A 23,379-nucleotide genomic window follows, 5' to 3' on the forward strand; every position below is an offset into this window, starting at 1 on the left:
ATGACCGACGACACGCAGCCGGAGCTCCGCTGGGCCCCGCTGGAGCCGAAGCCGAGCAATCGTGGTCGGATCTGGCTCATCGTCGGACTCGTCGTCGCCGTGCTCGTCATCGTGGGCGTGCTGCTGTTCTTCCTCCTCCCGCGGGGCGAGACCCCGACTCCGGGAGCCAGCGGCTCGCCCTCCCCTTCCGCGTCGGCATCGACATCCCCGTCCCCGTCCCCGTCAGCGTCGCCGACGCAGACCGAGACCCCTCAGCCGACGGCGGAGCCCGCGCCGACGATGACACCGATCACGACCCCGCCCCCCGTCGCGGACCCCTCGGTCGCCGCCTTCCGCGGACAGGTTCAGGGGTGGCTCGATGATGCGCTGACAGGACTGCAGATCGTCAGCGAGTCCAGTGGACAGGACGCGACCGAGGTCATCGAGAGCCTCCAGGCCGACGCGCAGCGGCTCGGCGAGAGCGCTCCGCCCTCATCCATCGAATCCGCCTGGGGCAGCGCGCTGAGCGAGTACGATCAGGCGCTCACCTCGCTGCACTCCGACGCGGCCGCAGGGATGCAGCCGAGCGTCGACAGCGCACGCTCGGCTGCGAATCGGCTTCGAGGCCTCGTCGGGCTCTGACCCCGCGGCGGCGGCCCGATCCGTTCGGCTCAGTCGCCGTCGGACTCGAGGCGGCGCAGGCGCTCCTCGTAGTGCGCCGCGAGTTCGAGGCGCAGTCGCGCGCGCTCGTGCTCCGACTGGGCGCGGCTGAGCGCCTCGTCGGCTTCCAGATCAGCCACATCGAGGCGCACGCGCAGCCACTCGAACCGCTGTTCGAGCGCGGCGACCTGAGGAGCGATGCGATCGAACTCGGATCTGATGTAAGAGAAGTCGGCCTGGGTTCCCGCGAGGCGTGCCTCGTAGTCGCGCTGCGCGTGTTCGACCTGCTCGAGAGCACGCCCCATGCGGGCGTCCACTCTCGCGTCTACACGGCGTTCGACGACGGCGTCGAGTCTGCGACGGAGTCGGTTCAGCATTCAGTCCTCAATCATTCGGGTGATTGTCGATGGTCTGTGGGATTCAGCGGTGATACGTGACGCGGCCGGAGTCGATCCAGTGCCGCACGAGCGCCGACTCCAGGTCGATCCGGTGCTCTGCTCCGACCGCCGAGGGTCTCCGTAGGCGTGGTTCCATGATGTCTGATCCGGCGCGTCGACGAAGGAGAATCCGGCCGCATCGACCGCGGCGTCCGGGAACAGGCGGGTGGCGATCCAGAGCATCACCGTCCCCGTCGTCGCCCACTGGCCACCGCTGCGCGGATCGGCCCCCATCGCCTCGCCGAGTGGCAGCACCACCTCGCGGTTCGGCATCGTCACGATTCCGAGATCCGCGGGCCAGAAGGCCGGGAGCTTCGGGTTCTCCCAGAGCAGGCGCCCGGGTTCGATCATCAGGTAGAGGCGCTCGGAGTAGCCCTCGAAGAACCAGGGCGTCGGACGCACACCACGATTGAACACGACGACGTCGGCGCGCCGACCCACCGACGGCATGCCGTCGACGTCGTCGACACGGAAGCCGTTGACTCGGAACACGATGTCAGCCGTGTCGATCATCGCGGCGCGCTCGTCGGACGGCTCGAGCGGCTGATTTCCGACGACGGCGATCCGACGAGCGGTATCCGCTCGCCCGTATGCCGTGACGAGCGGACGGAGTCGGTCGTAGAAGTCGACCTCTCCGGCAATCGCCCTGTCATCGCCGACAAGATCCGTCACACGCCCCATGAGACCTCAGCTTAGGGCACGGCGGCGGCTGTCCCATCGGCGGGGCGGCGAGTCACGGAGAGGACGCGTCTAGAGTTGTCGGCGTGACTTCTTCGCAGACCATCCCGCTCTCCACGGCGAGCATCGGCACCGGCTCCCCCGTGTTCACGATCGCTGAGATGTCGGGAAACCACAACGGCGACATCGATCGGGCGCTCGCGATCGTCGACGCGGTCGCCGCCACAGGCGCCGACGCTCTCAAGATCCAGACTTACACCGCCGACACGCTCACGATCGACTCCGACAAGCCCGCCTTCCGGGTCGCGAGCGACCACGGGCTCTGGGGCGGCAGGAACCTCTATTCCCTCTACCAGGAGGCTCACACGCCGTGGGAGTGGCATGCGCCGATCTTCGATCGCGCGCGCAGCCATGGACTCATCCCCTTCTCGACGCCCTTCGATCCGAGCTCGGTCTCGTTCCTCGAAGAGCTGGGGGTCGAGATCTACAAGACGGCATCCGCTGAGATCGTCGACATCCCGCTCCTCCGGGAGGTCGCCCGCACCGGTAAGCCGATGATCGTGTCGACCGGCATGGCGACGCTCTCGGAGATCGATGCGGCGGTCACCGCCATCCGCGGTGCCGGTGGCACCCAGCTCGTGCTGCTGGCCTGCACAGCGGCCTATCCCGCGGTTCCCGAAGAGGCGCGACTGGGCAACATCGCGGCGCTCCGAGACGCCTTCGACGTGCCGGTGGGGCTCTCGGACCACACGCTCGGGATCGGGGTCGCGGTCGCCGCTGCGGCCCTCGGCGCGGTCGTGATCGAGAAGCACGTCACGCTCGACCGAACGGACGGCGGCGTCGACGCGGACTTCTCTCTCACACCCGACGAGTTCAGCGCTCTCGTCGTGGCCTCCGAACAGGCGCGCGTCGCGTCCGCGAGCAGTGTGTCCTTCGGACCGACCGCTCAGGAAGAAGCGGTGCTCGCCCTTCGCCGTTCGCTGTTCGTCGTCACCGACGTCCGAGCGGGCGACACCGTGGGACCCGAGAACGTGCGGTCGATCCGCCCCGCCGGCGGACTCCGCCCCGATGACTTCGCCCTGGTGAGCGGACGCACGTTCACGCGAGACGTCGAACGCGGCACCCCGCTGACCTGGGATGCGCTCTAGACCGCGAGTCCTACGAGAGCCGCCACCGGGCGAGGGTGAGGAAGCCGTCATCGTCGGCGGGCAGGTACGGCAGATAGCCGGCGCGCTCGAACAATCGTCGTGATGCGACGTTGTCGCCGTGCACGGTGGCCACCATGCGCACCGGCGGCTGTGCGGCGAGGGCTCGCTCCGCGGCCTGGAGCACCGATGCCGCCAGCCCGCGGCCACGGCTCTCGGGTGCGACCGTGATCGAGATCTCCCACTCGTCGGCCGACCGTCGGTCCCATCGGCAGGTGGCGACCGGCACGCCGTCGGACTCGACGATCAGGAGTCGCCGGTCGGGGTTCCGCAGGCTTCGCGCGAGCCAATCGGTGTGCGAACTCCAGTCGATCTCGCCGCGTGAGCGCGAGCCGGAGCGGACCTCCGGGTCGTTGCGCCACTCGAACAGTCTCCGCCCGTCGTCGACGTTCGCCGCACGGGCGACGAGTCCGGAGGGAGGCTCGACGGAAGGGCGGGTCGTCAGCAGCTGTTCCCAGGACGCCACGATCCGCCAGCTCCCGAGTCCGTCGACGGTCCGCTTCAGCTCGGCGGCCGTCCGGGCGAGCGATGCCGGAGAAGCCAGGAGATCGGCGAGCGCGCCGATCCTCTCCTCGAGTCCGTGATGGGGCGGCTCCCCGAGGCCCACCGCGAGCCCCTGTTCGACGACCTGACGGTAGCCGACCCGCTGGTTGTCCGCCACGCAGACGAGCGCCATGGGAAGACCCATGCACGCGAAGTCCCAGACCGAGGTGCCGGCAGCCGTCACGGCCAGGTCGTGGGACGCGGCGATCGCGGGGAGGTCCTCGACGAAGCCGAGGACCTGGACGGCATGACGCGAGGACCCCGCCGCGGACAGCACGTCGGGACGCCGCCGGGGGTCGATCACCGTGATCTCCACCGGAGAAGGAACGCGATCGAACGCGGCGACGACGCGCGCGGTCACGCCGTGAGGGTCCGTGCCGCCCATCACGATCAGCACGCGAGGCGCTGCCGCCGCCGTTTTCCGGGCGTCGCGCTGAGCGAGCACCTGAGCGCGTACGACAGCCGCGTCGATCCCGGCCAGATGACTCCGGCTGCGTTCAGGACTCGCGAAGGTGCGCTCGGACGCCAGATTGGCATCGATGGCCAGATCGGCATCGCGCACACCGAACGGACCATCCTGCATGTTGCTGAGCAGCACTGCGAGGGACGAGAGATCGGGGACTTCGCGATAGGTGTCCAGATGGATCACGTCGGCGTCCCGCCCGAGCTCCGCGAAGTCGCCGAGGCTCGCCGCGGCGCCGTCCACGGTGAGCAGCTCGAGTTCCGGATCCATCCGGCGCAGGACCTCCGCGCCGACCGCATCCACATCGCCGAACACCGACGCCGCCCACCCCCGGTCCCGCGCCTCGCGGGCGATGGTGAGAGTGCGCATGAGGTGCCCCATGCCCGCCTCGACACCGGCATTGCAGTGCAGGAGGACCCGTCGCCCGCTCATCACACGTCCCTCTCCTCGGGGGCGCGGCTGCGCCCACCCGATAGGATAGGCCGGGCATGGAACAACCCGAGCATCCGTGCCATCACGACAACGCTGAGGAGACAGAGTGTCGGTTCTCGAGGGCGCGAGCATCCTCATCACTGGCGGCACCGGGTCGTTCGGCAAGGCGTTCATACGTCACGCCCTGACCCACATCAATCCCCGGCGTCTCGTGATCTTCTCGCGCGACGAACTCAAACAGTACGAGGTGCGGCAGCAGTTCGGCGACGACCCTCGACTCCGGTGGTTCATCGGCGACATCCGCGACGAGAGGCGACTCGCTCGCGCGCTGCACGGCGTCGACTACGTCGTTCACGCCGCTGCCCTCAAGCAGGTGGACACGGCCGAGTACAACCCGTTCGAGTTCGTGAAGACGAACATCCTCGGCAGCCAGAACGTGATCGAGGCGTCGATCGACGCCGGTGTGAAGCGCGTCGTCGCGCTGTCGACGGACAAGGCCTCGAGTCCGATCAACCTCTACGGTGCGACCAAGCTCACGGCCGACAAGCTCTTCATCACCGGCAATCACTACGCAGCCGCGTACGACACGCGGTTCGCGGTGGTCCGCTACGGCAACGTCATGGGATCCCGCGGCTCGGTCATCCCCTTCTTCTCCCGCCTGGGTGCCGAGGGAAAGCCGCTTCCCATCACTGATCTTCGATGCACGCGGTTCTTCATCACACTCCCCCAGGCGGTCGAGATGGTGATCGACACGTTCGAGCTCATGCAGGGCGGCGAGCTCCTCGTTCCGCGGATCCCGTCGATGAAGGTCACCGATCTCGCCCACGCCGTCGTGCCGGGAGCGGAACTCGTCGATGTGGGCCTGCGCCCGGGCGAGAAGCTCCACGAGGAGATGATCAGCCCGGAAGAGGGCCGTCGCGCCGTCACGGTCAGCGATGGGAAGTACTTCATCATCCAGCCCGACCTCGCGTCCTGGGGCTATCAGATGCCCGCCGGAGCCGTACCCGTGCCGGAGGGCTTCGCGTACCGGTCGGACAGCAACGATCAGTGGTACTCGCAGCAGGAGATCTCCGAGATCATCGAGGCGGGGATCTGACGATGCTGCCCTACGGACGGCAGTCGATCTCCGAGGAGGACATCCAGGCCGTCGTCGAGGTGCTCCGTGGCGACTGGCTCACGACCGGCCCGGCAGTGGCCGCATTCGAAGCGCGACTCGGCGAGATCGCCGGCGGGCACCGGGCGGTCACCGCGACCTCGGGCACGGCGGCGCTGCACATGGCGTACGCGGCTGCGGGGGTCACGCACGGAGACACCGTGATCTCGACTCCGATGACCTTCATCGCCACGACCTCGATGGCGTCGGTCCTCGGGGCCGACATCGTCTTCGCAGACGTCGAGGAGGACACAGCGCTCATCGACCCGGACGCGGTCGACGCCCTGGTCGATGAACGCACCAAGGTGATCGCCGCCGTGGACTATGCGGGACACCCCGCCGACTACGACAGACTGACAGAGATCGCGGCGCGTGTGAACGCGCTCGTCCTCGACGACGCCGCCCATTCGATCGGCAGCACGTACCGGGGTCGGCCGGTCGGCGATCTCGCGGACCTGACGACGTTCTCGTTCTTCCCGACGAAGAACCTCACGACCGGCGAGGGCGGTGCGCTCGTCGCCAAGGATCCGAAGATCGCCCAGCGCGCCCATGAGTTCCACTTCATCGGGCTGGTGCGGGATGCCGATCGCTTCGCGATGACGACGGAAGGCGCGTGGCATCAGGAAGTCCATGAGTTCGGGTTCAATTATCGCCTCGACGACATCGCCTGTGCACTCGGGATCGCCCAGCTGGCGCGGCTCGACTCGTTCCGGCGGCGACGCGCCGAGATCACGCGGCGCTACGACGCGGCTCTCGCAGGCGTCGACGGGGTCCGTACTCCGATCCAGCGTGACGACGTCGAGCTGATCCGGCATCTCTATCCGGTGCGCATCCTCGACGGACGCCGTCGGACGGTCTTCGACCGGATGCGCGCGGACGGCATCGGGGTGCAGGTCAACTACATGCCCGTGTACTGGCACCCCGTGTACGCGGACGCCGGTTATCGCCGCGGAATGTGCCCGAACGCGGAGGCCTTCTACGCCGAGGAGCTCTCGCTCCCCATCCACCCCGAGCTCACCGACGACCAGGTCGACCAGGTCGTCGAGTCGCTCCTCAGGGCTCTGCGTTGACGCGGATCGGGATCATCACGCAGGCGCGGATGACCAGCACCCGTCTTCCGGGGAAGGTGCTGATCCCGGCCGGCGGCCGCTCCATGCTCGACCACCACCTCGACAGGCTCGCCGCCACCGATCTGCCGATCGTGCTCGCCACCACCACGAACGCCGCAGACGACCCTCTCGCCGGGCTCGGGCACGCACGCGGCATCGACGTGTTCCGCGGCAGCGAGACCGATGTGCTGAGTCGGTTCGCGGGGGCGGCTTCCTCCGCCGAGTTGGATGTCGTCGTCCGAGTGACGTCGGACTGCCCGCTGATCGATCCCGCCGTGGTCCTCGAAGGCGTCCGTCGATTCATCGAGCTGGACGATCCTCACGCTCATGTCTCCAACGTCCTCCAGCGCACGTACCCGCGAGGCTTCGACTTCGAGGTGTTCTCCGCGGCCGCTCTCGCCGACGCCGACCGGAACGCCACCGAGCCGGCGGAGCGCGAGCACGTCACCCCTTATCTCTACGCGGGCGGGTCACCGCGGGCGAACATCCACTCGATCACGCAGGACGTCGATGCCTCGCACTATCGGGTGACGCTGGACACTCCGGAGGACCTGACGGTCATCCGCAGGCTGATCGAGGAGCACGGTGCCGCGTCGCTGGACGCGACCGGGATCGTGGCGGTGCTCGACGCGCATCCCGACCTGGCCGCGGTCAACGCGCACGTCGAACAGAAGAAGCTCGGCGAATGACCGGGAGATCGCCGGCGAATCCCGCTCAGCCGCGGTTGTAGTCGGCGTTGTACCGGTCGAGGACGTCGGTGATCGGCCCGTCCAGGGCGAGCGTGCCCTTGTCGAGATACAGACCTCGGGTGCAGAAGCGACGGAGGTCCCGCTCGTTGTGGCTGACGAAGAAGAGCGTGCGCCCTTCGGCGAGGAGCTCGTCGATGCGCTTGTAGCACTTGTCTTTGAACGCCTTGTCTCCAACGGCGAGAACCTCGTCAACGAGCAGGATCGGCTCGTCGAGCTGGGACACGACCGAGAACGCCAGGCGCACCTTCATGCCGTTGGACAGGTGCTTGTAGGGAGTGTCCTCGAATCCCGCCAGCTCGGCGAAGGCGATCATGTCGTCGTAGCGCAGCGCGACAGCGTCGCGCGGCATTCCGTGCAGACCCGCCATCAAGGCGACATTCTCCCGCACGGTCAGATCTCCCACGAAGCCGCCCGTGATCTCGATCAGCGGGGCGACTCCACCGTGCACGGTCACCGCCCCTTCGTCGGGGAGCAGCACGTTCGCGACGAGACGGAGCAGCGTGGACTTGCCCTGGCCGTTGCGCCCGACGACGCCGATCGACTCCCCCTGCTGCACCGTGAACGAGACGTCACGCAGTGCCCAGAACTCACCCGAGCGCGACCGCCGCGCCGCAGGGGCGAACAGGTCTTTGAAGTTCTGGCGCCCACGGCGATTGCGGCGGAACCGAACGCCCAGCCCGTTGGCCTCGATCGCGACGGTCATCCCAGCTCCTTCAGAACGGTGCGCTCGAGGGACCGGAAGGTCCATACGCCGAGCGCCAGAATGACGAGGGTCATGCCCACGCTGACCAGCAGAGTGAAGGGGTTCCACTGGTCGGGGAAGAACGGCATCCGATAGAGCATGAAGATCCCGGCGAGAGGATTGAATGCACCGAGCGTCTGGAAGATGCCGGGGAGGTCGGTGACGTTGTAGATGATCGGAGTCGCATAGAACATGGCGCGCAGAATCAGCGCGGTCGTGCGCTCCAGGTCGACGAAGAGGACGCAGAGCGGGGCGACCAGAAGCCCCAGGCCCACGAGCAGGACGGTCTGCAGGAAGATCGCGACCGGCACCCAGAGGACTCCCCAGCCCACCTGCACCGTGTGCGCCGGATCCTGCTCGACCAGCAGGTTGATGATCACGAAGGCAGCGAGCACAGGCAGCGAGAAGAGGAACTCGATTCCCTTGCTCAACACGATGCGGTTGACCCAGATCGAGCGCGGGATCGCGGTGGATCGTACGAGCCGCGCATCCTTCTTGAACGCGCGCGTGAAGTCCGTGACCGACGTGTTGAACCACACCCAGGGCAGCAGAGCGCTGATGAGGAACACGATGTACGGGTCCTCGCCGACGTCGCGGTTGAAGATCTGCGTGAAGACGAACCAGTAGATCACGCTCATGACGAGCGGATCGAGCACCGACCACAGATAGCCGAGCAGGCTCGTCGAGTACCGCACCTTGAGGTCTCTGGCCGACAACAACCACAGAGAATGCAGATAGCGCCGGGGCGTCCCGGGCGCCCCGACAGCAGCGTGACTCACGGTGTCGAGTCTACGAGAGCGAGTTGTTCCACAGCGACAGCGCCGAGCCGATGGCCATGTGCATGTCGAGGTACTGGTACGTGCCGAGGCGTCCGCCGAAGTGCACGTCCTTCTCGCCCCTCGTGAGCTCGCGATAGGCGAGCAGGCCGTCACGGTCCGTCGGGGTGTTCACCGGGTAGTACGGCTCGTCCTCGCGGTTCGCGAAGCGAGAGAACTCCCGCATGATGACCGTCTTGTCCGACTCGTAGACGTCCTTGCGCTCCGGGTGGAAATGCTTGAACTCGTGGATGCGCGTGTACGGCACGTCCATGTCGGGGTAGTTCATCACGCTGGTGCCCTGGAAGTCGCCGATGTTCAGCACCTCCTGCTCGAAGTCGAGCGTGCGCCAGCTGAGGGCACCCGCCGTGTAATCGAAGTAGCGGTCCACGGGGCCTGTGTAGACGATGGGCAGCTGTCCGACCGTCGCCCTCTTGTTCAGGGGCTGAGCCTCATCGAAGAAGTCGACGTTCAGCTTCACCTCGATGTTGGGGTGATCGGCCATCCGCTCGATCCACGCGGTGTAGCCGTCCGTCGGCAGCCCCTCCCACGTGTCGTTGAAGTAGCGGTTGTCGTAGGTGTATCGCACAGGCAGGCGGCTGATGATGTCGCCGGACAGCTTCTGCGGATCCGTCTGCCACTGCTTTGCGGTGTAGTCGCGGAAGAACGCCTCGAACAGGGGGCGGCCGACGAGCGCGATGCCCTTCTCCTCGAAGTTGGACGCCGTCTTGACGTCGAACTCCCCCGCCTGCTCGCGCACGAGGGCCCGTGCCTGGTCGGGCGTATAGGCCGACTGGAAGAACTGGTTGATCGTGCCGAGGTTGACCGGCATCGGGAACACGGTGCCCTTGTGCGTCGTGTACACGCGGTGCACGTAGTTCGTGAAGCTCGTGAAACGGTTGACGTACTCCCACACCGTGGCGTTGGAGGTGTGGAACAGATGCGCGCCGTAGCGGTGGACCTCGATGCCCGTCTCGGGCTCGGCCTCGCTGTAGGCGTTCCCGCCGATGTGGTGGCGACGGTCGATGACCGTCACCTTGCGGCCTGCATCGGCGGCGCGTTCTGCGATGGTGAGGCCGAAGAAGCCCGACCCGACGACAAGAAGATCCATATTGCTGCTTTCTGCCCACAAGGCTGACATCCGCACGGCGTCGCGCGGCACACAGCAGACAACTCTACCTGCAGCGCACTCGGCGCTACCTGTCAGCCCGCCTCGGTGCCGACACGCCCTCCCACGTCCAGCATCTGCTGGAGCATCGGGGCGAGCGTGCGCCCATACGAGTCGGAGAGGTGATTGTCGTCGATGTAGACGGCGACGTTGCCGATCGAGCCCCTGCACACGCCCTCAGGACACAGCCAGGGTCGGAAGTCCACCGCGATCACCCCGTCAGCCGCCGTGAGATCGTCGAAATCCTCTCCGTCGACGAAGGCGAGTTCGGGCACGTCGCACGATGCGGCGTCGGCACCCGGAACGACCTCCGAATCCTCCGACACGCACTCGTACATGTCGAAATCGAAGCGAGGATTGTCGCGCACGGCGATCACCTGGATGCCGTTCGCCGTGAGCTCCTCCGCGATCTCGCGGATCCCCTCGACGAGAACCTCGGGAGACGAGGGCGTCGCCCGGGTCGCGACCAGGTAGACCGCATCCGGCTGGACCCTCATCGCATACTCGATCGCCGCGGCGCGCCACTCGTCGCAGGGTGTACCCGCCGCCGACCAGGTCGGAGCTCCGATGCCGATGGCGCACCCTCCCTTCAGCAGGGCAACGAGGCCCCATCCCTGCTGATCGGCGAGAACGGCGAGAGGCGACATGAGCTGCTGTGCGTGCGAATCCCCCATCACGAGCACTCGCCAGGCGTCGGAGTCCTTCGCTGCCGCGGTCTGGGCGCAGCTGCCTGCCAGCGCAGGCTCCACAGGTTCGAGGTCTCCGCGCAGCTGCCGTTCAGGTCCACCCACTCGTCATCGAGCGCCGTGGCCGGCGGCATCAGCGGGAGATCGGTGACGGCGAGATCGATCGGCGAGTTGATCTGGGCGGCACCCGGATACCCGCCGCTGTCGCTGTCCATCAGCGCCGCCGCACGATGCTGGATCGTGAGCTGCCAGGCGGCGAGGGGTGCGGCGACCAGCAGGACCGAGGCCGCGAGTGCGAGGACGCCGAGACGACGGGAGCCATCGAAGAACGCGGCGTCGCGGATCGGGCGCTCCACGAGCGTCGACACGATCCGCGCCAGCACGAACGAGACCAGGACGATACCGGCGCCGGCCAGCCATCCCGGCTCGGACCTGCCGCTCACCATCATCCAGGTCACGAGGACCGGCCAGTGGACGAGGTAGAGCGCGTACGCGTCATGGGAGACGAATCGCAGCGGCGCCGACTCGAGGATCATCGCGGGGCCGCCACGCGGGCGGTCGCGCCCGGCGACGATGACGAGCGCCGTGCAGATCACCGGCCACAGAGCGAGATACCCGGGGAATCCGCCCTGCACGTCGAGCACGATTCCGCACATGACGATGCCGACGATCCCGACCCAACCGAGGAGTGCGGCGATCGACGGTCGGACGCGGACATGCGGGAGAGCGATCGCGACGAGCGAGCCGGCCGCGAACTCCCACAGTCGCGTGCGGGTGTCGAAATAGGCGAAGGACTGGGCGCGCATCGTCTCGACGACCGAGAATGCGAGCGAGGCGACGAAGATCGTCCCGAAGACGACGGCGAGTGCGGGGATGACGAGGTGGCGCCGACGACGGAGGATCAGCCAGACCGCGGCGATGATGAGCGGCCACAGGATGAAGACCTGTCCTTGGACCGACAGCGACCAGAAGTGCTGGAACGGACTCGGGGTCACGGAGTCGCGAGCGTAGTAGTCGACCTCCGACAGGGCCAGCGTCCAGTTCTCGACGTAGAAGAGACTCGACCAGGCCTCACGCCAGACGCGCGGCCACTCGGTCTGCGGATACGCCGCGAACGCGACGCCGAGGACGCCGACGATCGTCACGGCCGCGGCGGGCAGCAGCCGCTGGAAGCGGCGCAACCAGAAGGACGCGAGCGCGAGCGGACGCTCCGACCCGACTCGTCGCACGAACGACGCGGTGAGGAAGAAGGCGGAGACCATCAGGAACACGTCGACGCCGCCCGAGACGCGCCCCAGCCACACGTGGTACGCCACGACCAGCAGGATGGCGAGCGCGCGCAGACCGTCGATGTCCGCGCGGCGGGTGAGCGGATCCCCGGCGACAGGCGCGGTCGGAGGAAGCGGTGTCGGGTGCGTCGTTTTCATGAGGGGCGGCGTATCGGCGAGGGGTGTCGCCGCAGTCGTCTCGGGTCGACCGTCTGCCTCTGCCAGCCTATCCGCCCGTTGCGAGCAGTCGCTCGGCCGCCGCGTCGATCTCGGTTCCCAGCAGTCTGGCGTATTCGAGATTGAGATGATCCGCGTCGTAGTAGACGGGGATGCCGCCGACCACGGCGTAGCACGATGTCGCGTCGCAGAATCGGTCGGTCAGATCCAGCACGCTGATCGACGGTGACTCTGCCTGAGCGCCCGCCACGACCACCGGGTCGACCGGGTGTGCCTCGGCTCGAGGGCGCGCGCAGGACTTCGGGTCCTCGGCATTGTGCAGCACGCAGTCGGGGCTTCTGACCTCAGCGTTGAACGGAGGATCCGCCAGCGCGAGCACCTTGATCCCCTCCTCGCTCCACCGCGTCCAGTAATCGAGCAGTCCGTCCGACATCTGATCGACCTGCGGCCGGTCGCTGCCGTCGTCCACCAGCTGGAGCCGCGACGCCATCGCGGTGATGACGAGGTCCGGATCCTCTTCGGCGACGGTGTCGGCGAGGTCGCTCGACCACTCGCGGCACCTCTCGACGTCGGCGGCACCCCACGCGCTGCGGAACCCGATGAACTCGACGTCGGCTGCGGGACACCCGCCGTAGAAACTCGTGTCGACGATCCAGCCGTGCTCCTCTGCGATGTCGAACACAGCTCCCTGCCACTGCTGCGCATGGGAGTCCCCGATGAGCCACACCCTCGTCGGATCCTCTTCGCCTCGCGAGAAATCGCACTCGTGGGTGGTCTTGAGGTCCCCATACGTGAGAATCGGCAGGAACTCGCCGCACTCCGCAGGCGTGTAGAAGTACTCGTTCTTCTTGGTCATCACCGAATAGTCCGCAGCCCCGAAAGGGTCGTCGCACTCGGCCCCCGGTGCGAGCGCCGAAGGCCCTTCGCACGTCGACGCGGCGAGGTCGTCCGGTGGGCTGTCCGCCTCGACCCTCGCCGCATATGCGGCAAGGACCGCCGCCACGAGCGCCGCGATGACGAGCATCCCCGTGACCATGAGCCCGAACGCGCGGCGCGAGGAGCCGCGCCAATATCCCCAGGTCTGTCCGGCGTCTTCGACGAACCTCTTCGTGAGCACGGCCAACACCAGCGAGATGGCCAGAACCGCGATCTTCGAGAGAGTGCTCGCTTCGCCACCGATGACGAACGGGGCGACGACGATGAGCGGCCAGTGCCAGAGATAGAGCGAGTACGAGATTCCGCCGATCCACTGCACAGGTCTCAGTGCGGTCACCTTCGCATGCCAGAGAGCGGCGTGCGAGTTTCCGGCGAGGATCACCGCTGCGGTGCCGAGAACCGGCAGCAGTGCGGCGTACCCGGGGAAAGAAGTCGCATGATCATAGGCGAAGGCGGCGACGACGATGAGGCCGAACCCGAGCAGGCTGACGATGTCGGCCGCGGCGAGTCCGAGCGGGATTCGACTGCCGAGCAGCGCGACCGCCCCGCCGATTGCGAATTCCCACCCGCGCGTGAACGTCGCGAAGTACGCCTGAGGCGGAGCCATGGTCGTGTAGACGACGCTGGCGACGAAGGAGGCGACCCCCACCAGCGCGACGACCGCGATCAGCGCCGTGGCCGTCCGCGCTCTCACTCCGCGTCGCGTGTCCGGTCGTCCGGTGCGCCGCGACACGGCCAGCGCGGCCACCAGCAGCACGGGCCAGACGATGTAGAACTGCTCTTCGACCGAGAGCGACCAATAGTGCTGGACCACGCTCGCCGCATCATTGAGCGCCGAGTAGTTGACCGACATCGATGCCAGGAACCAGTTCTCGACGTACCCCGCGCTCGCTGCGACCTCCCAGGCGCCCCGCTCCCAGCGAGGGTAGGGAAGGAACAGCACGAGAAGCACGAGCGACACCGCGAGGACGAGCAGCGCCGCCGGAAGCAGGCGCCGGATCCGTCGGGCGTAGAACGCACCGAGGCGCACTCCCCCGGTCCGTGTCATCTCGCCCACCAGGTGCCCCGTGATGAGGAAGCCGGAGATCACGAAGAACACATCGACTCCGACGTAGCCGCCGGGCAGGCGCATCGGCCAGAGGTGATTGAGCACCACCAGGCCGATGGCCACGGCGCGAAGTGCTTGGATGTCGGTTCGGAACACCCGCGCCTTCGGCGCCGCGGTCGGAGCGTCTGCGCTCCGCAACGACACGCTCACGACCCGAGATACTCCCTGAGGAGCTCGTCTCCCACGCGAGGGGTGAAGCCGATGCTCTGCACCCGGGTCAGGTCGAGGACGCTGTTCGTGGGGCGCGGGGCGACGGGCGACGTCGCCGCGGCGAAGTACGCGTCAGTCGACACACCCGTGACCCGCGCCGGATCCTCGCCGACGAGTTCGAACACACGGCGGGCGATGTCGGCCCAGGTGACGCTCTCGCCCTCGGACGTCAGGTTGTAGACGCCGAACGGCGGGCGGGTCTCGACGAGGGTGCGGATGAGGCGCGCGATCTCTTCAGCGAACGTGAGTCTCCCCGCTGGTCGTCGACGACCTTCGGGTCGACTCCCTTCGCGGCCAGCGACGCCATGGTGCGCACGAAGTTCCCACCACTCCCGATCACCCACGAGGTGCGGACGATGTAGTGACGAGGGGCTGTGGAGACGGCGAGATCGCCCGCCGCCTTCGACTGGCCGTAGACGCCGAGTGGACACACGACGTCGTCCTCCGTGTACGGTCGCTCGGCGGTTCCGTCGAAGACGTAGTCACTCGACACATGCACGAGGGTGATGCCGTGCTCCGCAGCGATGCGAGCGAGAGCTGCCGGTCCGGCGGCGTTGACCGCCCACGCATCCCGCCTGCCCTCGGGCGTCTCCGCACGATCCACGGCCGTGTACGCGGCGGCGTTGATGATCGTGTCGTAGTCGCGCCACCGTCGCGCGTCGGTCAGAGTCGTCGATCCGAGATCGAAATCCGCTCGCGTCGTCCATTCGACGCTGCCGACGCCTTCGAACTCGGCTCGCAGCGCGGTTCCCAGCTGCCCGCCCGAGCCGATGACGAGGGTCTTCTTCGGGGCGACCGGCTCGACATCCGCGAGACGCGGGTGTGCGAGGTCCTTCGCAGACACCTCGGCCTCGGCGAGCGGGATGGGCCACTCGATCGCGACGGTCTCGTCAGCGAGATTCAGGAACGAGTACGAGGCGTCCGGCGACCAGTGATCGTTCACGAGGTAGGTGTACGCGGTGTCAGGCTCGAGGGTCTGGTAGGAGTTGCCGACGCCGCGAGGCACGAAGATCGCCTTCGAGGGATCCAGCTCCGCCGTGAAGACCGCTCCGAATGTCGGGCCTTCTCGCAGGTCGACCCAGGCCCCGAAGATCCGACCGGTCGCGATCGACACCCACTTGTCCCACGGCTCGGCGTGGATCCCTCGGGTCGTGCCGACGGCGTCGTTGAAGGAGACGTTGTTCTGCACCGGACCGAAATCGGCGAGGCCCAGTGCGGTCATCTTCTCGCGCTGCCAGTTCTCCTTGAACCATCCGCGCGAGTCGCCGTGCACGGGCAGATCGAAGATCTCGAGCCCGGGAATCGTCGTCTCGGTGCGACTCAGAGGCTTTCCGAAGTCGATCTCGCTCACCGGGTCACTGTCCCTTCGACGCGTAGAACGCCTCGGTCTGGTCCTTGGACGGCGCCCACCACGATTCGTTGTCGCGGTACCAGGCGATGGTCGCGGCGAGTCCGGACTCGAAGTCGGCGAACTCCGGCTTCCAGCCCAGCTCGGTGCGCAGCTTGGTGGAATCGATCGCGTACCGCAGATCGTGGCCTGCGCGGTCCGTGACGTGGTCGTACGCGTCTCGCGGCTGGCCCATCTCCTCGAGGATGAGCTCGACGACGTCCTTGTTGTTCCGCTCTCCGTCGGCGCCGATCAGATAGGTCTCGCCGATCCGACCCTTCTCCAGGATCGTGAGCACGGCGGACGAGTGATCGTTCGCGTGGATCCAGTCCCGGACGTTCTCCCCGGCGCCGTAGAGCTTCGGCCGGATACCGCGGATGACATTGGTGATCTGCCGAGGGATGAACTTCTCGACGTGCTGGTAGGGGCCGTAGTTGTTGGAGCAGTTCGAGATCGTCGCCTGGACGCCGAACGAGCGGACCCACGCGCGCACGAGCAGGTCGCTGCCGGCCTTCGTCGACGAGTACGGCGACGAGGGGTTGTACGGCGTCTGCTCGGTGAACCGCTCGGGGTCGTCGAGCTCGAGGTCGCCGTACACCTCGTCGGTCGAGATGTGGTGGAACCGCGTCTCGTGCCGACGCGCCGCTTCCAGCAGCGTGTACGTGCCGATGATGTTCGTGTCCAGGAAGGGACGAGGACTGTGCAGCGAGTTGTCGTTGTGCGACTCCGCCGCGTAGTGCACCACGGCGTCCGCTTCTGCGGTGAGCCCGTCGACGAGCTCGGCATCGGTGATGTCACCGTGCACGAATCGCACCCGGTTCTCGGGGAGCCCCTCGAGCGACGCCCGGTTTCCGGCATAGGTCAGCGCGTCGAGCACCGTGACGGTGTGATCGGTGTTCTCCACCGCGTAGTGGACGAAGTTCGAGCCGATGAAACCGGCGCCTCCGGTGACGAGGATGTTCGACATCAACGACCTCTTTCCAGGGTCTCGAGCAGGTAGGTGCCGTATCCGGACTTCACGAGCTTCGTGGCCCGCTCGCGCAGGTCATCGTCGGTGAGGAAGCCCTGACGCCAGGCGACCTCCTCGGGGACGCCGATGCGCAGACCCGTGCGGCGCTCCATGGTGCGCACGTAGTCGCCGGCATCCGACATCTGGTCGAAGGTCCCGGTGTCGAGCCACGCTGTTCCGCGCGGGAGCACCTCCACCTGGAGCGCGCCTCGTTCGAGATAGGCGCGGTTGATGTCGGTGATCTCGTACTCGCCGCGAGCGCTGGGCTCGAGGGCGCGAGCGATCTCGACGACGTCGTTGTCGTAGAAATAGAGTCCGGGTACGGCGTAGTTGCTCTTGGGGTGCTCGGGCTTCTCCTCGAGCGAGACGGCACGACCGTCGGCATCGAACTCGACCACTCCGTAGGCGTTGGGCTCCGCCACCCAGTAGGCGAACACGGCGCCGCCCTCGACATCGGTGTAGCGCTTGAGCTGCGTTCCGAGCCCCGGGCCGTAGAGCAGGTTGTCACCGAGCACGAGGGCGACCTTGTCGTCGCCGATGAAGTCGGCTCCGATCACGAAGGCCTGTGCGAGGCCGTCCGGCGACGGCTGCTGCGCGAACGTGAGATTGACCCCGAACTGCGAGCCGTCACCGAGAAGACGCTCGAACTGCTCGGCGTCGTGAGGCGTGGTGATGATCAGGATGTCCCGGATCCCCGCCAGCATCAGCGTCGACAGCGGGTAGTAGACCATCGGCTTGTCGTACACGGGTATCAGCTGCTTGGAGATGCCGATCGTGATCGGATGCAGTCGGGTTCCTGAGCCACCAGCGAGAATTATGCCTTTCACCCCCATATCGTGCCACATCCCAGCTGGGACTCAGACAGGCACGATTTACTTGCGTCACATCGTTCACACTGGCATCGTCTGTGCATTTCCGTCACAATGAGCAGGTGACCGGCTCAAAATCCCCCACCTGCTCGGCCTCATCGCCAGTGCAGCGGCTGTCGTCTTCGCCGCATCCCTGCTCGTGGCGACGCCGGCCAACGCCGTCGCGCCCTCCTCCTCCGGCGCTCTGTCGACTGCGGGGGCCACGCTGACATCCTCGACCGCGGTGACGGGTTCCGCGGACGCATCCATCCGGGACACCGCGAACCTCGCGCAGTTCAAGCCGGGGAACATCATCTCCGATGGCGTGTTCTTCCAGAGCGACACCATGTCCGCCGGCCAGATCGACTCGTTCTTCCGCGGGAAGGTGGCTTCGTGCCGAGGTGGGTACGTCTGCCTCAAGGACTACCGTCAGAACACACCGAACCGTCCTGCGGACAGCTACTGCCGCGGATACTCCGGAGCACCGAACGAGTCGGCGGCGACGATCATCGCGCGGGTCGCGCAGTCCTGCGGCATCAACCCGCGGGTGCTCATCGTCATGCTCGAGAAGGAGCAGAGCCTGGTCACGCACACGTGGCCGAGCACCTGGCGCTTCGACAAGGCCCTCGGCCAGGGGTGCCCGGACACTGCGCCGTGCGATCCGGCCTACGCAGGCTTCTTCTACCAGATCTACGGCGCCGCCCGGCAGATGCAGATCTACGCCGAGGGACGCTGGTTCACGTACTACGCGCCGGGGAAGACCTGGAACATCCTCTACCACCCGGACCCCAACCGGGCCTGCGGGTCCGCCCCGGTCAGGGTCGAGAACAAGGCGACCGCCGCTCTGTACTACTACACGCCCTACCAGCCGAATCGGGCGGCGCTCAACGCCGGATACGGCACCGGGGACGGATGCTCCAGCTACGGCAATCGCAACTTCTACCAGCTCTTCACCGATTGGTTCGGCAGCACTCAGACGACGGGCGCCGCTCCGGCCACCCTCGCGCAGGTGCCGGGTCGCGCGGAGATCTACCTCGTGCAGTCCGGTGTCCGCCACCATGTCGTCGCTGCCGAGGACCTCGCCGCGCTGCGGTCGAGGCTCGGCGGTGCCGTGTCCGTGGCCGCGGCGTACCTCGACCCGATGCCCGAGGGCAAGCCGGTCACGCGGTACGTGCACGACCCTCGCACCGGGACGCTGTACCTCCTGGAACCGGACGGCACCCGCCATCGCTTCGTCGACGCTGCTCAAGTCGCCCTGTTCGGATACGCGTTCAGCTCGTACGTCAACCTCACCGGCACTACTGCGGACCGATTCTCCGAGGGTGCCCCTGTCGGTTCGTTCTTCCGCTCGGGGGCGGACCCCGAGGTCTACCTCTACCAGGGCGGTCTGCGCAGGCATGTGGCCAACCAGCAGACCTGGCTCGAGGTCTCCAAAGGAACATCCGGGTACGTCGCGTCGATGAAGCCGTCCGCGGCCGCATCGATCGGCAACGGGCTCCTCGTCATCAAGGCGAACAGCCTGATCCGCGCCGCGGGAACACAGGATGTGTTCCTCACGCTTCTCGGCGACCGCCTGCTGCGCGTACCGAGCACCGCCCTCGCCCGTGAGTTCGGCGCTGCCGGCATCACCGTGGTGCCGAGCAGCTCGGTCGCAGCCAACACGAGAGTCGGTTCGACGCTCACCCCCGTCGTCTCGTGCGGCAGCAGCACTCTGATCGCCGCGGGCGGCAAGCTCCATCCGGTGTCGGGCACGCAGTATGGCGGCATCAAGCCGACCACGCTGGGCAGCGGGGAATGCGGCGCGATGCCCCGCTCGAAGACCACGGTCTCCGCACCTCTGTTCATCCAGCCGCAGGGAGCCCCGGAGATCTACGTCGTCTCGGGCGGCACGCTGCGTCATGTGCCGTCCCCTGCCGACCTGCTGGCCCTCAACGGGTCCAGGCCGTTGAAGGTGCTGCCCTGGTCACCGGCCACCGTCGAATGGTTCGGCACCGGTGCGGCGAACCTGCCCGAGAAGTCGTTCGTGCGCTTCACCGGGCGCGAGGAGATCTACCGATACGAGAACGGGACGTTGCGTCACGTCCGCAGCATCACGACCCTGCTCCAGCTGAACGGGGGAACCGCGCCGCGCGAATACGTGCTCCCGGGTGATCAGCTGTCGCGATACAAGGTGGGATCCCCTCTGCTGACCAGCGGAACCGACTTCGTGCAGTTCACCGGCGCGCCGGAGATCTACTTCTACGAGAACGGCAAGCTCCGACATGTGACGTCGATCGGGGTTCTCCTCCGGCTCGGTGGAGGGCGTGCACCCGCAGTGCTCCAGCTCGCCCCCGCCTTCAAGGCCGACTACGCCATGGGCGCTCCGATCACGTGATCGTCGCGTTCGGCCGATCGGATAGGATCGGTGAACTATGAGCTTGTCGTCGGACCGTGTCCTCGTGATCGTCCCCGCATGGAACGAGGCCCGCAACGTCGGACGCACCGTGCACGAGATCCGGGCAGCGAGCGCCGACTTCGATCTGCTCGTCGTCGACGACGGATCGACCGATGACACGAGCGCGGTCGCGCGAGAGGCCGGCGCCACGGTCATCTCCCTCCCCTTCAACCTCGGCGTCGGCGGAGCGATGCGCACCGGCTTCACCTACGCGAAGCGCCACGGCTACACGCGGGCCATCCAGGTCGACGCCGACGGCCAGCACAACCCCGTCGACATCGCGCGAGTCCTCGACGGTCTCGACACCGCGGACATCTCGATCGGCGCACGTTTCGCGGACGTCGGCGACTATTCGGTTCGCGGCCCGCGCCACTGGGCGATGGTGTTCCTGGCCAAGACCGTGTCCCGGGTCGCGAAGACCCGTCTGACAGACGTGACGAGCGGCTTCCGCGCTGCCAACAGCAGAGCCATCGAACAGTACGTCCGCTATTACCCCGCCGAGTACCTCGGCGACACCATCGACTCGCTCGTCGCAGCGTGCCACGCCGGATTGACGGTGACGCAGGTGCCGGTGGCGATGCGCCCGCGCGTGCACGGCACCCCGAGTCAGGGCCCGATCGGAGCATCGATCTACCTGCTGCGTTCGGTGTTCACCCTCGGCCTGGCGATGCTGCGACGACCCGGTTCGACGAGTCGGTCCACATCCGTGGGCGAACCGGAGGTCGCACGATGATCGTCATCGTCGGGATCGCTCTCGCTCTCGTCATCCTCGCACTGGTCTTCTGGATGCTGCTGACGCGACGTCTTCGCGAGAAGTACGCGGTGATGTGGATCGTCATCGCGCTGAGCGTCCTGCTGCTCGGGATCTTCCCCCAGCTCCTGCTCTGGGCGACATCGCTGCTCGGCGTGCAAGTGCCGGCGAACCTGCTGTTCGCTCTCGCGATCACCCTGCTCCTGGGAGTCGCGCTGCACCTCTCCTGGGAGCTCTCCCAGGCAGAGGACGAGATCCGCCGCGTCGCGGAGGAAGCGGCGCTGTCGCGCGCCGAGATCGACAGGTTGGATCGCCGCATCGCCGCTCTGGAGGCTCAGCACCGCGGCCGCGACGCCGACAGCGCTCCCCCGGCATGACGTCCGGAGCCCCGAGCGCCGATGTCTGGGGCGTCGTCACCGTGCATCGCCCGGCACAGGTGCCTCCGCTTCTGGGAGATCTCGCTCCGCAAGTCACCGGCATCATCGTGGTCGATGACGGCAGCGGTGCAGAGTTCGACGTGATCCGCGCGGACATCGCATCGACCGGTGCGCAGGTGATCACGTTGGAGAGCAACCGCGGCATCGGTGCGGCACTGAATCACGGCATCCGCTGCGCCATCGAACACGGCGCGAGCGCGGTCGTGACATTCGACCAGGACTCGACCATCGCCCCCGGCTTCGTCGCCGCTCTGGGCGCCGCGCACGAGCATGCGCGCGCGCACGGCGTTTCCGCGGGCCCCGTGGTTCCGGAGTTCTTCGCGGACGTCTCCCAGGCCGGGTCATCGACGCCGCAGGGAGTGGTCCACGCCGCCCACGCGATCCAGTCCGGCATGTATCTTCCGTCAGAGGTGCTCGAACGGGTCGGGCTGATGGACGAAGCCCTCTTCATCGACCTCGTGGATACGGACTTCGAGATCCGCTGCCTGGATGCCGACCTGCCGTGCATCGTCGCCCCCGGCCTCCGCCTGCCCCACCGCCTGGGTGCACGCTACCGGGTACCCGGCCCGCTCGGAGCGGTGCTTCCCACCCTCACGCTGAGCACGCCGTTCCGGTACTACTACAGGGCGAGGAATCGGATCGTCGTGGGACGGCGGCATCCGCGTCATCGGGCGCGCCTGCGTCGCGACGCGCGAGCCGACTACGCGTACTTCCTCATCGCGTGGATGCTGGCCAGGCCCCGATCCACCATGCGCAAGCTGCTCATCGCGGGGTTCCGTGACGGACGCGCTGAGCGCCTGGGCAGGATGAGCCCGGAACTCGCCGCTGACGCCGCTCGAGTCACCTGGCGCGCGCGCCCTGTGTGACCGGCGCGAGATTTGCGAACGGACCGCTCAGCGTGCCACCGTCGGAGTGCGCCGCCGGCCCCGGATCAGCCACCCCGCTGCCCAGCTCGCGACATAGGCGATGACGAAAGGCGTCGGGACGGCCCGCGCGCGGCGAACCCTCCGCAACATCCCCAGGGTCACCGGCAGTCGCCGACCCGAGCCGAAGAGCCGATCCAACTCGATCGCGCGTGCCGCGCGGGGATCACGCTCCAGGAGCGTCTGCGCCATGAGCTGGCGCCACCCCACATAGATCCAGAACAGCATCCGGGTCATCGCGGACGGCGTCGCCGCCCCCTCGTACCGCACGGCGAACGTGACGGCATTGCCCCAGGCTCTCCGCAGAGTCGCGATCGGTCCGAGTCTCAGCCTGCTCGGGTCGCCGAACACGTTCGCGGAGTGCTGCACGTAGTCCTGCACGACCTCATCCACGATGCGACCGCCTCCCTGCGCCATCCCGACGACAGCAAGCCAGTGATCGTGCGCGACCGTGTGTGAGGAGAGGCGGGGAAACGGCAGCGCCGTCGTCAGCAGGTCTCGGCGGAAGAGGCACAACGAACCGGTGAACTGATTCACGATCATCGTCGATGCCGGGTCGAGCTGCCGGCGGTCGGTGAATCCGAGCACCTCGTCACCGGGATGGGACACCAGACGCGCCTGCCCGGAGACGATCGCCGAATGCGAGAGGTACGGGAGCAGCTTCTCGAGCTTGTCGGGATACCAGAAGTCGTCCTGGTCGCTCAGCGCCACCCACTCGGTCTCGGCGGGCACCGCTGCGAGACCCCTCTCGAAGTTCAGGTAGAAACCCAGGCGTCTGCCGTCCGCGACGATGCGGAAGCGCTCGTCCCCGGCCGCGACCTCGGCGACGACCTCCTCGACGGTCTCCAGTTCTCCGTCGACGGAGATGATGCACTCCCAGTCGGTGACCGTCTGATCGCGAATAGAGGCGAGCTGGCGGCTGAAGAGTTCCCGGGAAGGTCGGTAGGCGGCGAGCACGATGACACCAACCATGGGACCCTGACCTCTCGTTCACGCCGACTCAAGTAGTCTAGGGTCGCACGCGTTCACGTCCGCGCCATCCGGAATGGTGTCGGGCCGCAATGGTCCGAGG

Annotated in this window: 21 protein-coding genes and 1 pseudogene; 9 read left to right on the forward strand and 13 right to left on the reverse strand. The window is 67.3% G+C overall.

Annotated features, from left to right (window positions below):
- Positions 1-621 carry a hypothetical protein gene (locus tag ACZZ93_RS04815; RefSeq protein WP_463510576.1) on the forward strand — a complete coding sequence of 207 codons (621 nt, stop codon included), beginning with the start codon at positions 1-3 and terminating at the stop codon, positions 619-621.
- A 29-nt stretch (positions 622-650) separates the two neighbouring features.
- Here the strand turns inward: ACZZ93_RS04815 and ACZZ93_RS04820 are convergent, their stop codons facing one another.
- A complete protein-coding gene (locus ACZZ93_RS04820) occupies positions 651-1,016 on the reverse strand; it encodes a hypothetical protein (protein WP_053095645.1) in 366 nt (121 codons plus the stop codon).
- On the reverse strand, positions 1,017-1,748 hold the full coding sequence (locus ACZZ93_RS04825; RefSeq protein ID WP_463510577.1) for a hypothetical protein: 732 nt from the start codon (positions 1,746-1,748) through the stop codon (positions 1,017-1,019).
- A gap of 92 nt (positions 1,749-1,840) precedes the next feature.
- Between ACZZ93_RS04825 and pseI the strand changes: the two genes are divergently transcribed.
- Complete coding sequence (gene pseI / locus ACZZ93_RS04830) at positions 1,841-2,902, forward strand: pseudaminic acid synthase (protein WP_463510578.1); 1,062 nt, start codon at positions 1,841-1,843, stop codon at positions 2,900-2,902.
- A gap of 10 nt (positions 2,903-2,912) precedes the next feature.
- On the opposite strand, the gene ACZZ93_RS04835 is transcribed toward pseI, so the two are convergent.
- Positions 2,913-4,397, reverse strand: coding sequence for a GNAT family N-acetyltransferase (locus ACZZ93_RS04835; protein ID WP_463510579.1), 1,485 nt, complete (start codon positions 4,395-4,397; stop codon positions 2,913-2,915).
- A 106-nt stretch (positions 4,398-4,503) separates the two neighbouring features.
- On the opposite strand from ACZZ93_RS04835, the gene pseB reads away from it, so the two are divergent.
- The 3 genes from pseB to ACZZ93_RS04850 are packed head-to-tail and all read left to right on the forward strand — an operon-like array spanning position 4,504 to position 7,348.
- On the forward strand, positions 4,504-5,493 hold the full coding sequence (gene pseB / locus ACZZ93_RS04840) for a UDP-N-acetylglucosamine 4,6-dehydratase (inverting) (protein ID WP_056278197.1): 990 nt from the start codon (positions 4,504-4,506) through the stop codon (positions 5,491-5,493).
- 2 nt (positions 5,494-5,495) lie between these two features.
- A complete protein-coding gene (locus ACZZ93_RS04845) occupies positions 5,496-6,620 on the forward strand; it encodes a DegT/DnrJ/EryC1/StrS family aminotransferase (RefSeq protein WP_463497428.1) in 1,125 nt (374 codons plus the stop codon).
- On the forward strand, positions 6,506-7,348 hold the full coding sequence (locus tag ACZZ93_RS04850; protein WP_463497431.1) for a cytidylyltransferase domain-containing protein: 843 nt from the start codon (positions 6,506-6,508) through the stop codon (positions 7,346-7,348). Before ACZZ93_RS04845 ends, ACZZ93_RS04850 begins: the two co-directional genes overlap by 115 nt.
- Before the next feature lie 25 nt (positions 7,349-7,373).
- On the opposite strand, the gene ACZZ93_RS04855 is transcribed toward ACZZ93_RS04850, so the two are convergent.
- The 9 genes and pseudogenes from ACZZ93_RS04855 to rfbA all read right to left on the reverse strand — a co-directional run bounded on the left by ACZZ93_RS04855 (position 7,374) and on the right by rfbA (position 17,741).
- On the reverse strand, positions 7,374-8,111 hold the full coding sequence (locus tag ACZZ93_RS04855) for an ABC transporter ATP-binding protein (RefSeq protein ID WP_053095640.1): 738 nt from the start codon (positions 8,109-8,111) through the stop codon (positions 7,374-7,376).
- The gene (locus tag ACZZ93_RS04860) at positions 8,108-8,929 is read right to left on the reverse strand and encodes an ABC transporter permease (protein ID WP_295105250.1); all 822 of its coding nucleotides are present in this window, start codon (positions 8,927-8,929) and stop codon (positions 8,108-8,110) included. The genes ACZZ93_RS04855 and ACZZ93_RS04860 overlap by 4 nt, the downstream gene beginning before the upstream one ends.
- Before the next feature lie 10 nt (positions 8,930-8,939).
- Positions 8,940-10,076 (reverse strand): UDP-galactopyranose mutase, encoded by a 1,137-nt coding sequence (glf, locus tag ACZZ93_RS04865; RefSeq protein WP_320487942.1) that lies wholly within the window; start codon positions 10,074-10,076, stop codon positions 8,940-8,942.
- A gap of 92 nt (positions 10,077-10,168) precedes the next feature.
- Positions 10,169-10,807, reverse strand: coding sequence for an SGNH hydrolase domain-containing protein (locus tag ACZZ93_RS04870; RefSeq protein ID WP_463510580.1), 639 nt, complete (start codon positions 10,805-10,807; stop codon positions 10,169-10,171).
- A complete protein-coding gene (locus tag ACZZ93_RS04875; protein ID WP_463510581.1) occupies positions 10,807-12,246 on the reverse strand; it encodes an acyltransferase family protein in 1,440 nt (479 codons plus the stop codon). The genes ACZZ93_RS04870 and ACZZ93_RS04875 overlap by 1 nt, the downstream gene beginning before the upstream one ends.
- Before the next feature lie 67 nt (positions 12,247-12,313).
- Positions 12,314-14,404 carry an acyltransferase family protein gene (locus tag ACZZ93_RS04880; RefSeq protein ID WP_463510582.1) on the reverse strand — a complete coding sequence of 697 codons (2,091 nt, stop codon included), beginning with the start codon at positions 14,402-14,404 and terminating at the stop codon, positions 12,314-12,316.
- Between the two features lie 50 nt (positions 14,405-14,454).
- Positions 14,455-15,869 (reverse strand): annotated as a pseudogene (gene rfbD, locus ACZZ93_RS04885) (dTDP-4-dehydrorhamnose reductase).
- A gap of 4 nt (positions 15,870-15,873) precedes the next feature.
- Complete coding sequence (gene rfbB / locus ACZZ93_RS04890) at positions 15,874-16,872, reverse strand: dTDP-glucose 4,6-dehydratase (RefSeq protein ID WP_053095634.1); 999 nt, start codon at positions 16,870-16,872, stop codon at positions 15,874-15,876.
- The gene (gene rfbA / locus ACZZ93_RS04895; protein ID WP_053095633.1) at positions 16,872-17,741 is read right to left on the reverse strand and encodes a glucose-1-phosphate thymidylyltransferase RfbA; all 870 of its coding nucleotides are present in this window, start codon (positions 17,739-17,741) and stop codon (positions 16,872-16,874) included. Before rfbA ends, rfbB begins: the two co-directional genes overlap by 1 nt.
- A 181-nt stretch (positions 17,742-17,922) precedes the next feature.
- Between rfbA and ACZZ93_RS04900 the strand changes: the two genes are divergently transcribed.
- From ACZZ93_RS04900 to ACZZ93_RS04915, 4 genes are read left to right on the forward strand one after another with little or no spacing between them, the layout of a single operon-like run.
- Positions 17,923-20,136: a hypothetical protein gene (locus ACZZ93_RS04900; RefSeq protein ID WP_463510583.1), complete on the forward strand. Its 2,214-nt coding sequence runs from the start codon at positions 17,923-17,925 to the stop codon at positions 20,134-20,136.
- Between the two features lie 37 nt (positions 20,137-20,173).
- The gene (locus ACZZ93_RS04905; protein WP_053095631.1) at positions 20,174-20,929 is read left to right on the forward strand and encodes a glycosyltransferase family 2 protein; all 756 of its coding nucleotides are present in this window, start codon (positions 20,174-20,176) and stop codon (positions 20,927-20,929) included.
- Positions 20,926-21,324: a DUF2304 domain-containing protein gene (locus ACZZ93_RS04910; protein ID WP_053095630.1), complete on the forward strand. Its 399-nt coding sequence runs from the start codon at positions 20,926-20,928 to the stop codon at positions 21,322-21,324. The genes ACZZ93_RS04905 and ACZZ93_RS04910 overlap by 4 nt, the downstream gene beginning before the upstream one ends.
- Entirely contained in the window at positions 21,321-22,250 is a 930-nt protein-coding gene (locus tag ACZZ93_RS04915) for a glycosyltransferase (RefSeq protein WP_463510584.1), read from the forward strand. The genes ACZZ93_RS04910 and ACZZ93_RS04915 overlap by 4 nt, the downstream gene beginning before the upstream one ends.
- Before the next feature lie 27 nt (positions 22,251-22,277).
- Here ACZZ93_RS04915 and ACZZ93_RS04920 read toward each other — a convergent pair whose 3' ends face one another.
- Positions 22,278-23,279 (reverse strand): glycosyltransferase, encoded by a 1,002-nt coding sequence (locus ACZZ93_RS04920; protein WP_400340726.1) that lies wholly within the window; start codon positions 23,277-23,279, stop codon positions 22,278-22,280.
- Positions 23,280-23,379: the final 100 nt, after the last annotated feature.

The organism is Microbacterium sp. AC026, from assembly GCF_979258475.1.

Coding starts and splice junctions, on each gene's coding strand:
- ACZZ93_RS04815 (WP_463510576.1), top strand. CDS start 1: ATGACCGACGACACGCAGCCGGAGCTCCGCTGGGCCCCGCTGGAGCCG.
- ACZZ93_RS04820 (WP_053095645.1), bottom strand. CDS start 1,016: ATGCTGAACCGACTCCGTCGCAGACTCGACGCCGTCGTCGAACGCCGT.
- ACZZ93_RS04870 (WP_463510580.1), bottom strand. CDS start 10,807: ATGGGGGATTCGCACGCACAGCAGCTCATGTCGCCTCTCGCCGTTCTC.
- ACZZ93_RS04915 (WP_463510584.1), top strand. CDS start 21,321: ATGACGTCCGGAGCCCCGAGCGCCGATGTCTGGGGCGTCGTCACCGTG.
- ACZZ93_RS04855 (WP_053095640.1), bottom strand. CDS start 8,111: ATGACCGTCGCGATCGAGGCCAACGGGCTGGGCGTTCGGTTCCGCCGC.
- rfbB (WP_053095634.1), bottom strand. CDS start 16,872: ATGTCGAACATCCTCGTCACCGGAGGCGCCGGTTTCATCGGCTCGAAC.
- ACZZ93_RS04845 (WP_463497428.1), top strand. CDS start 5,496: ATGCTGCCCTACGGACGGCAGTCGATCTCCGAGGAGGACATCCAGGCC.
- ACZZ93_RS04835 (WP_463510579.1), bottom strand. CDS start 4,397: ATGAGCGGGCGACGGGTCCTCCTGCACTGCAATGCCGGTGTCGAGGCG.
- ACZZ93_RS04910 (WP_053095630.1), top strand. CDS start 20,926: ATGATCGTCATCGTCGGGATCGCTCTCGCTCTCGTCATCCTCGCACTG.
- ACZZ93_RS04920 (WP_400340726.1), bottom strand. CDS start 23,279: ATGGTTGGTGTCATCGTGCTCGCCGCCTACCGACCTTCCCGGGAACTC.
- ACZZ93_RS04875 (WP_463510581.1), bottom strand. CDS start 12,246: ATGAAAACGACGCACCCGACACCGCTTCCTCCGACCGCGCCTGTCGCC.
- glf (WP_320487942.1), bottom strand. CDS start 10,076: ATGGATCTTCTTGTCGTCGGGTCGGGCTTCTTCGGCCTCACCATCGCA.
- ACZZ93_RS04905 (WP_053095631.1), top strand. CDS start 20,174: ATGAGCTTGTCGTCGGACCGTGTCCTCGTGATCGTCCCCGCATGGAAC.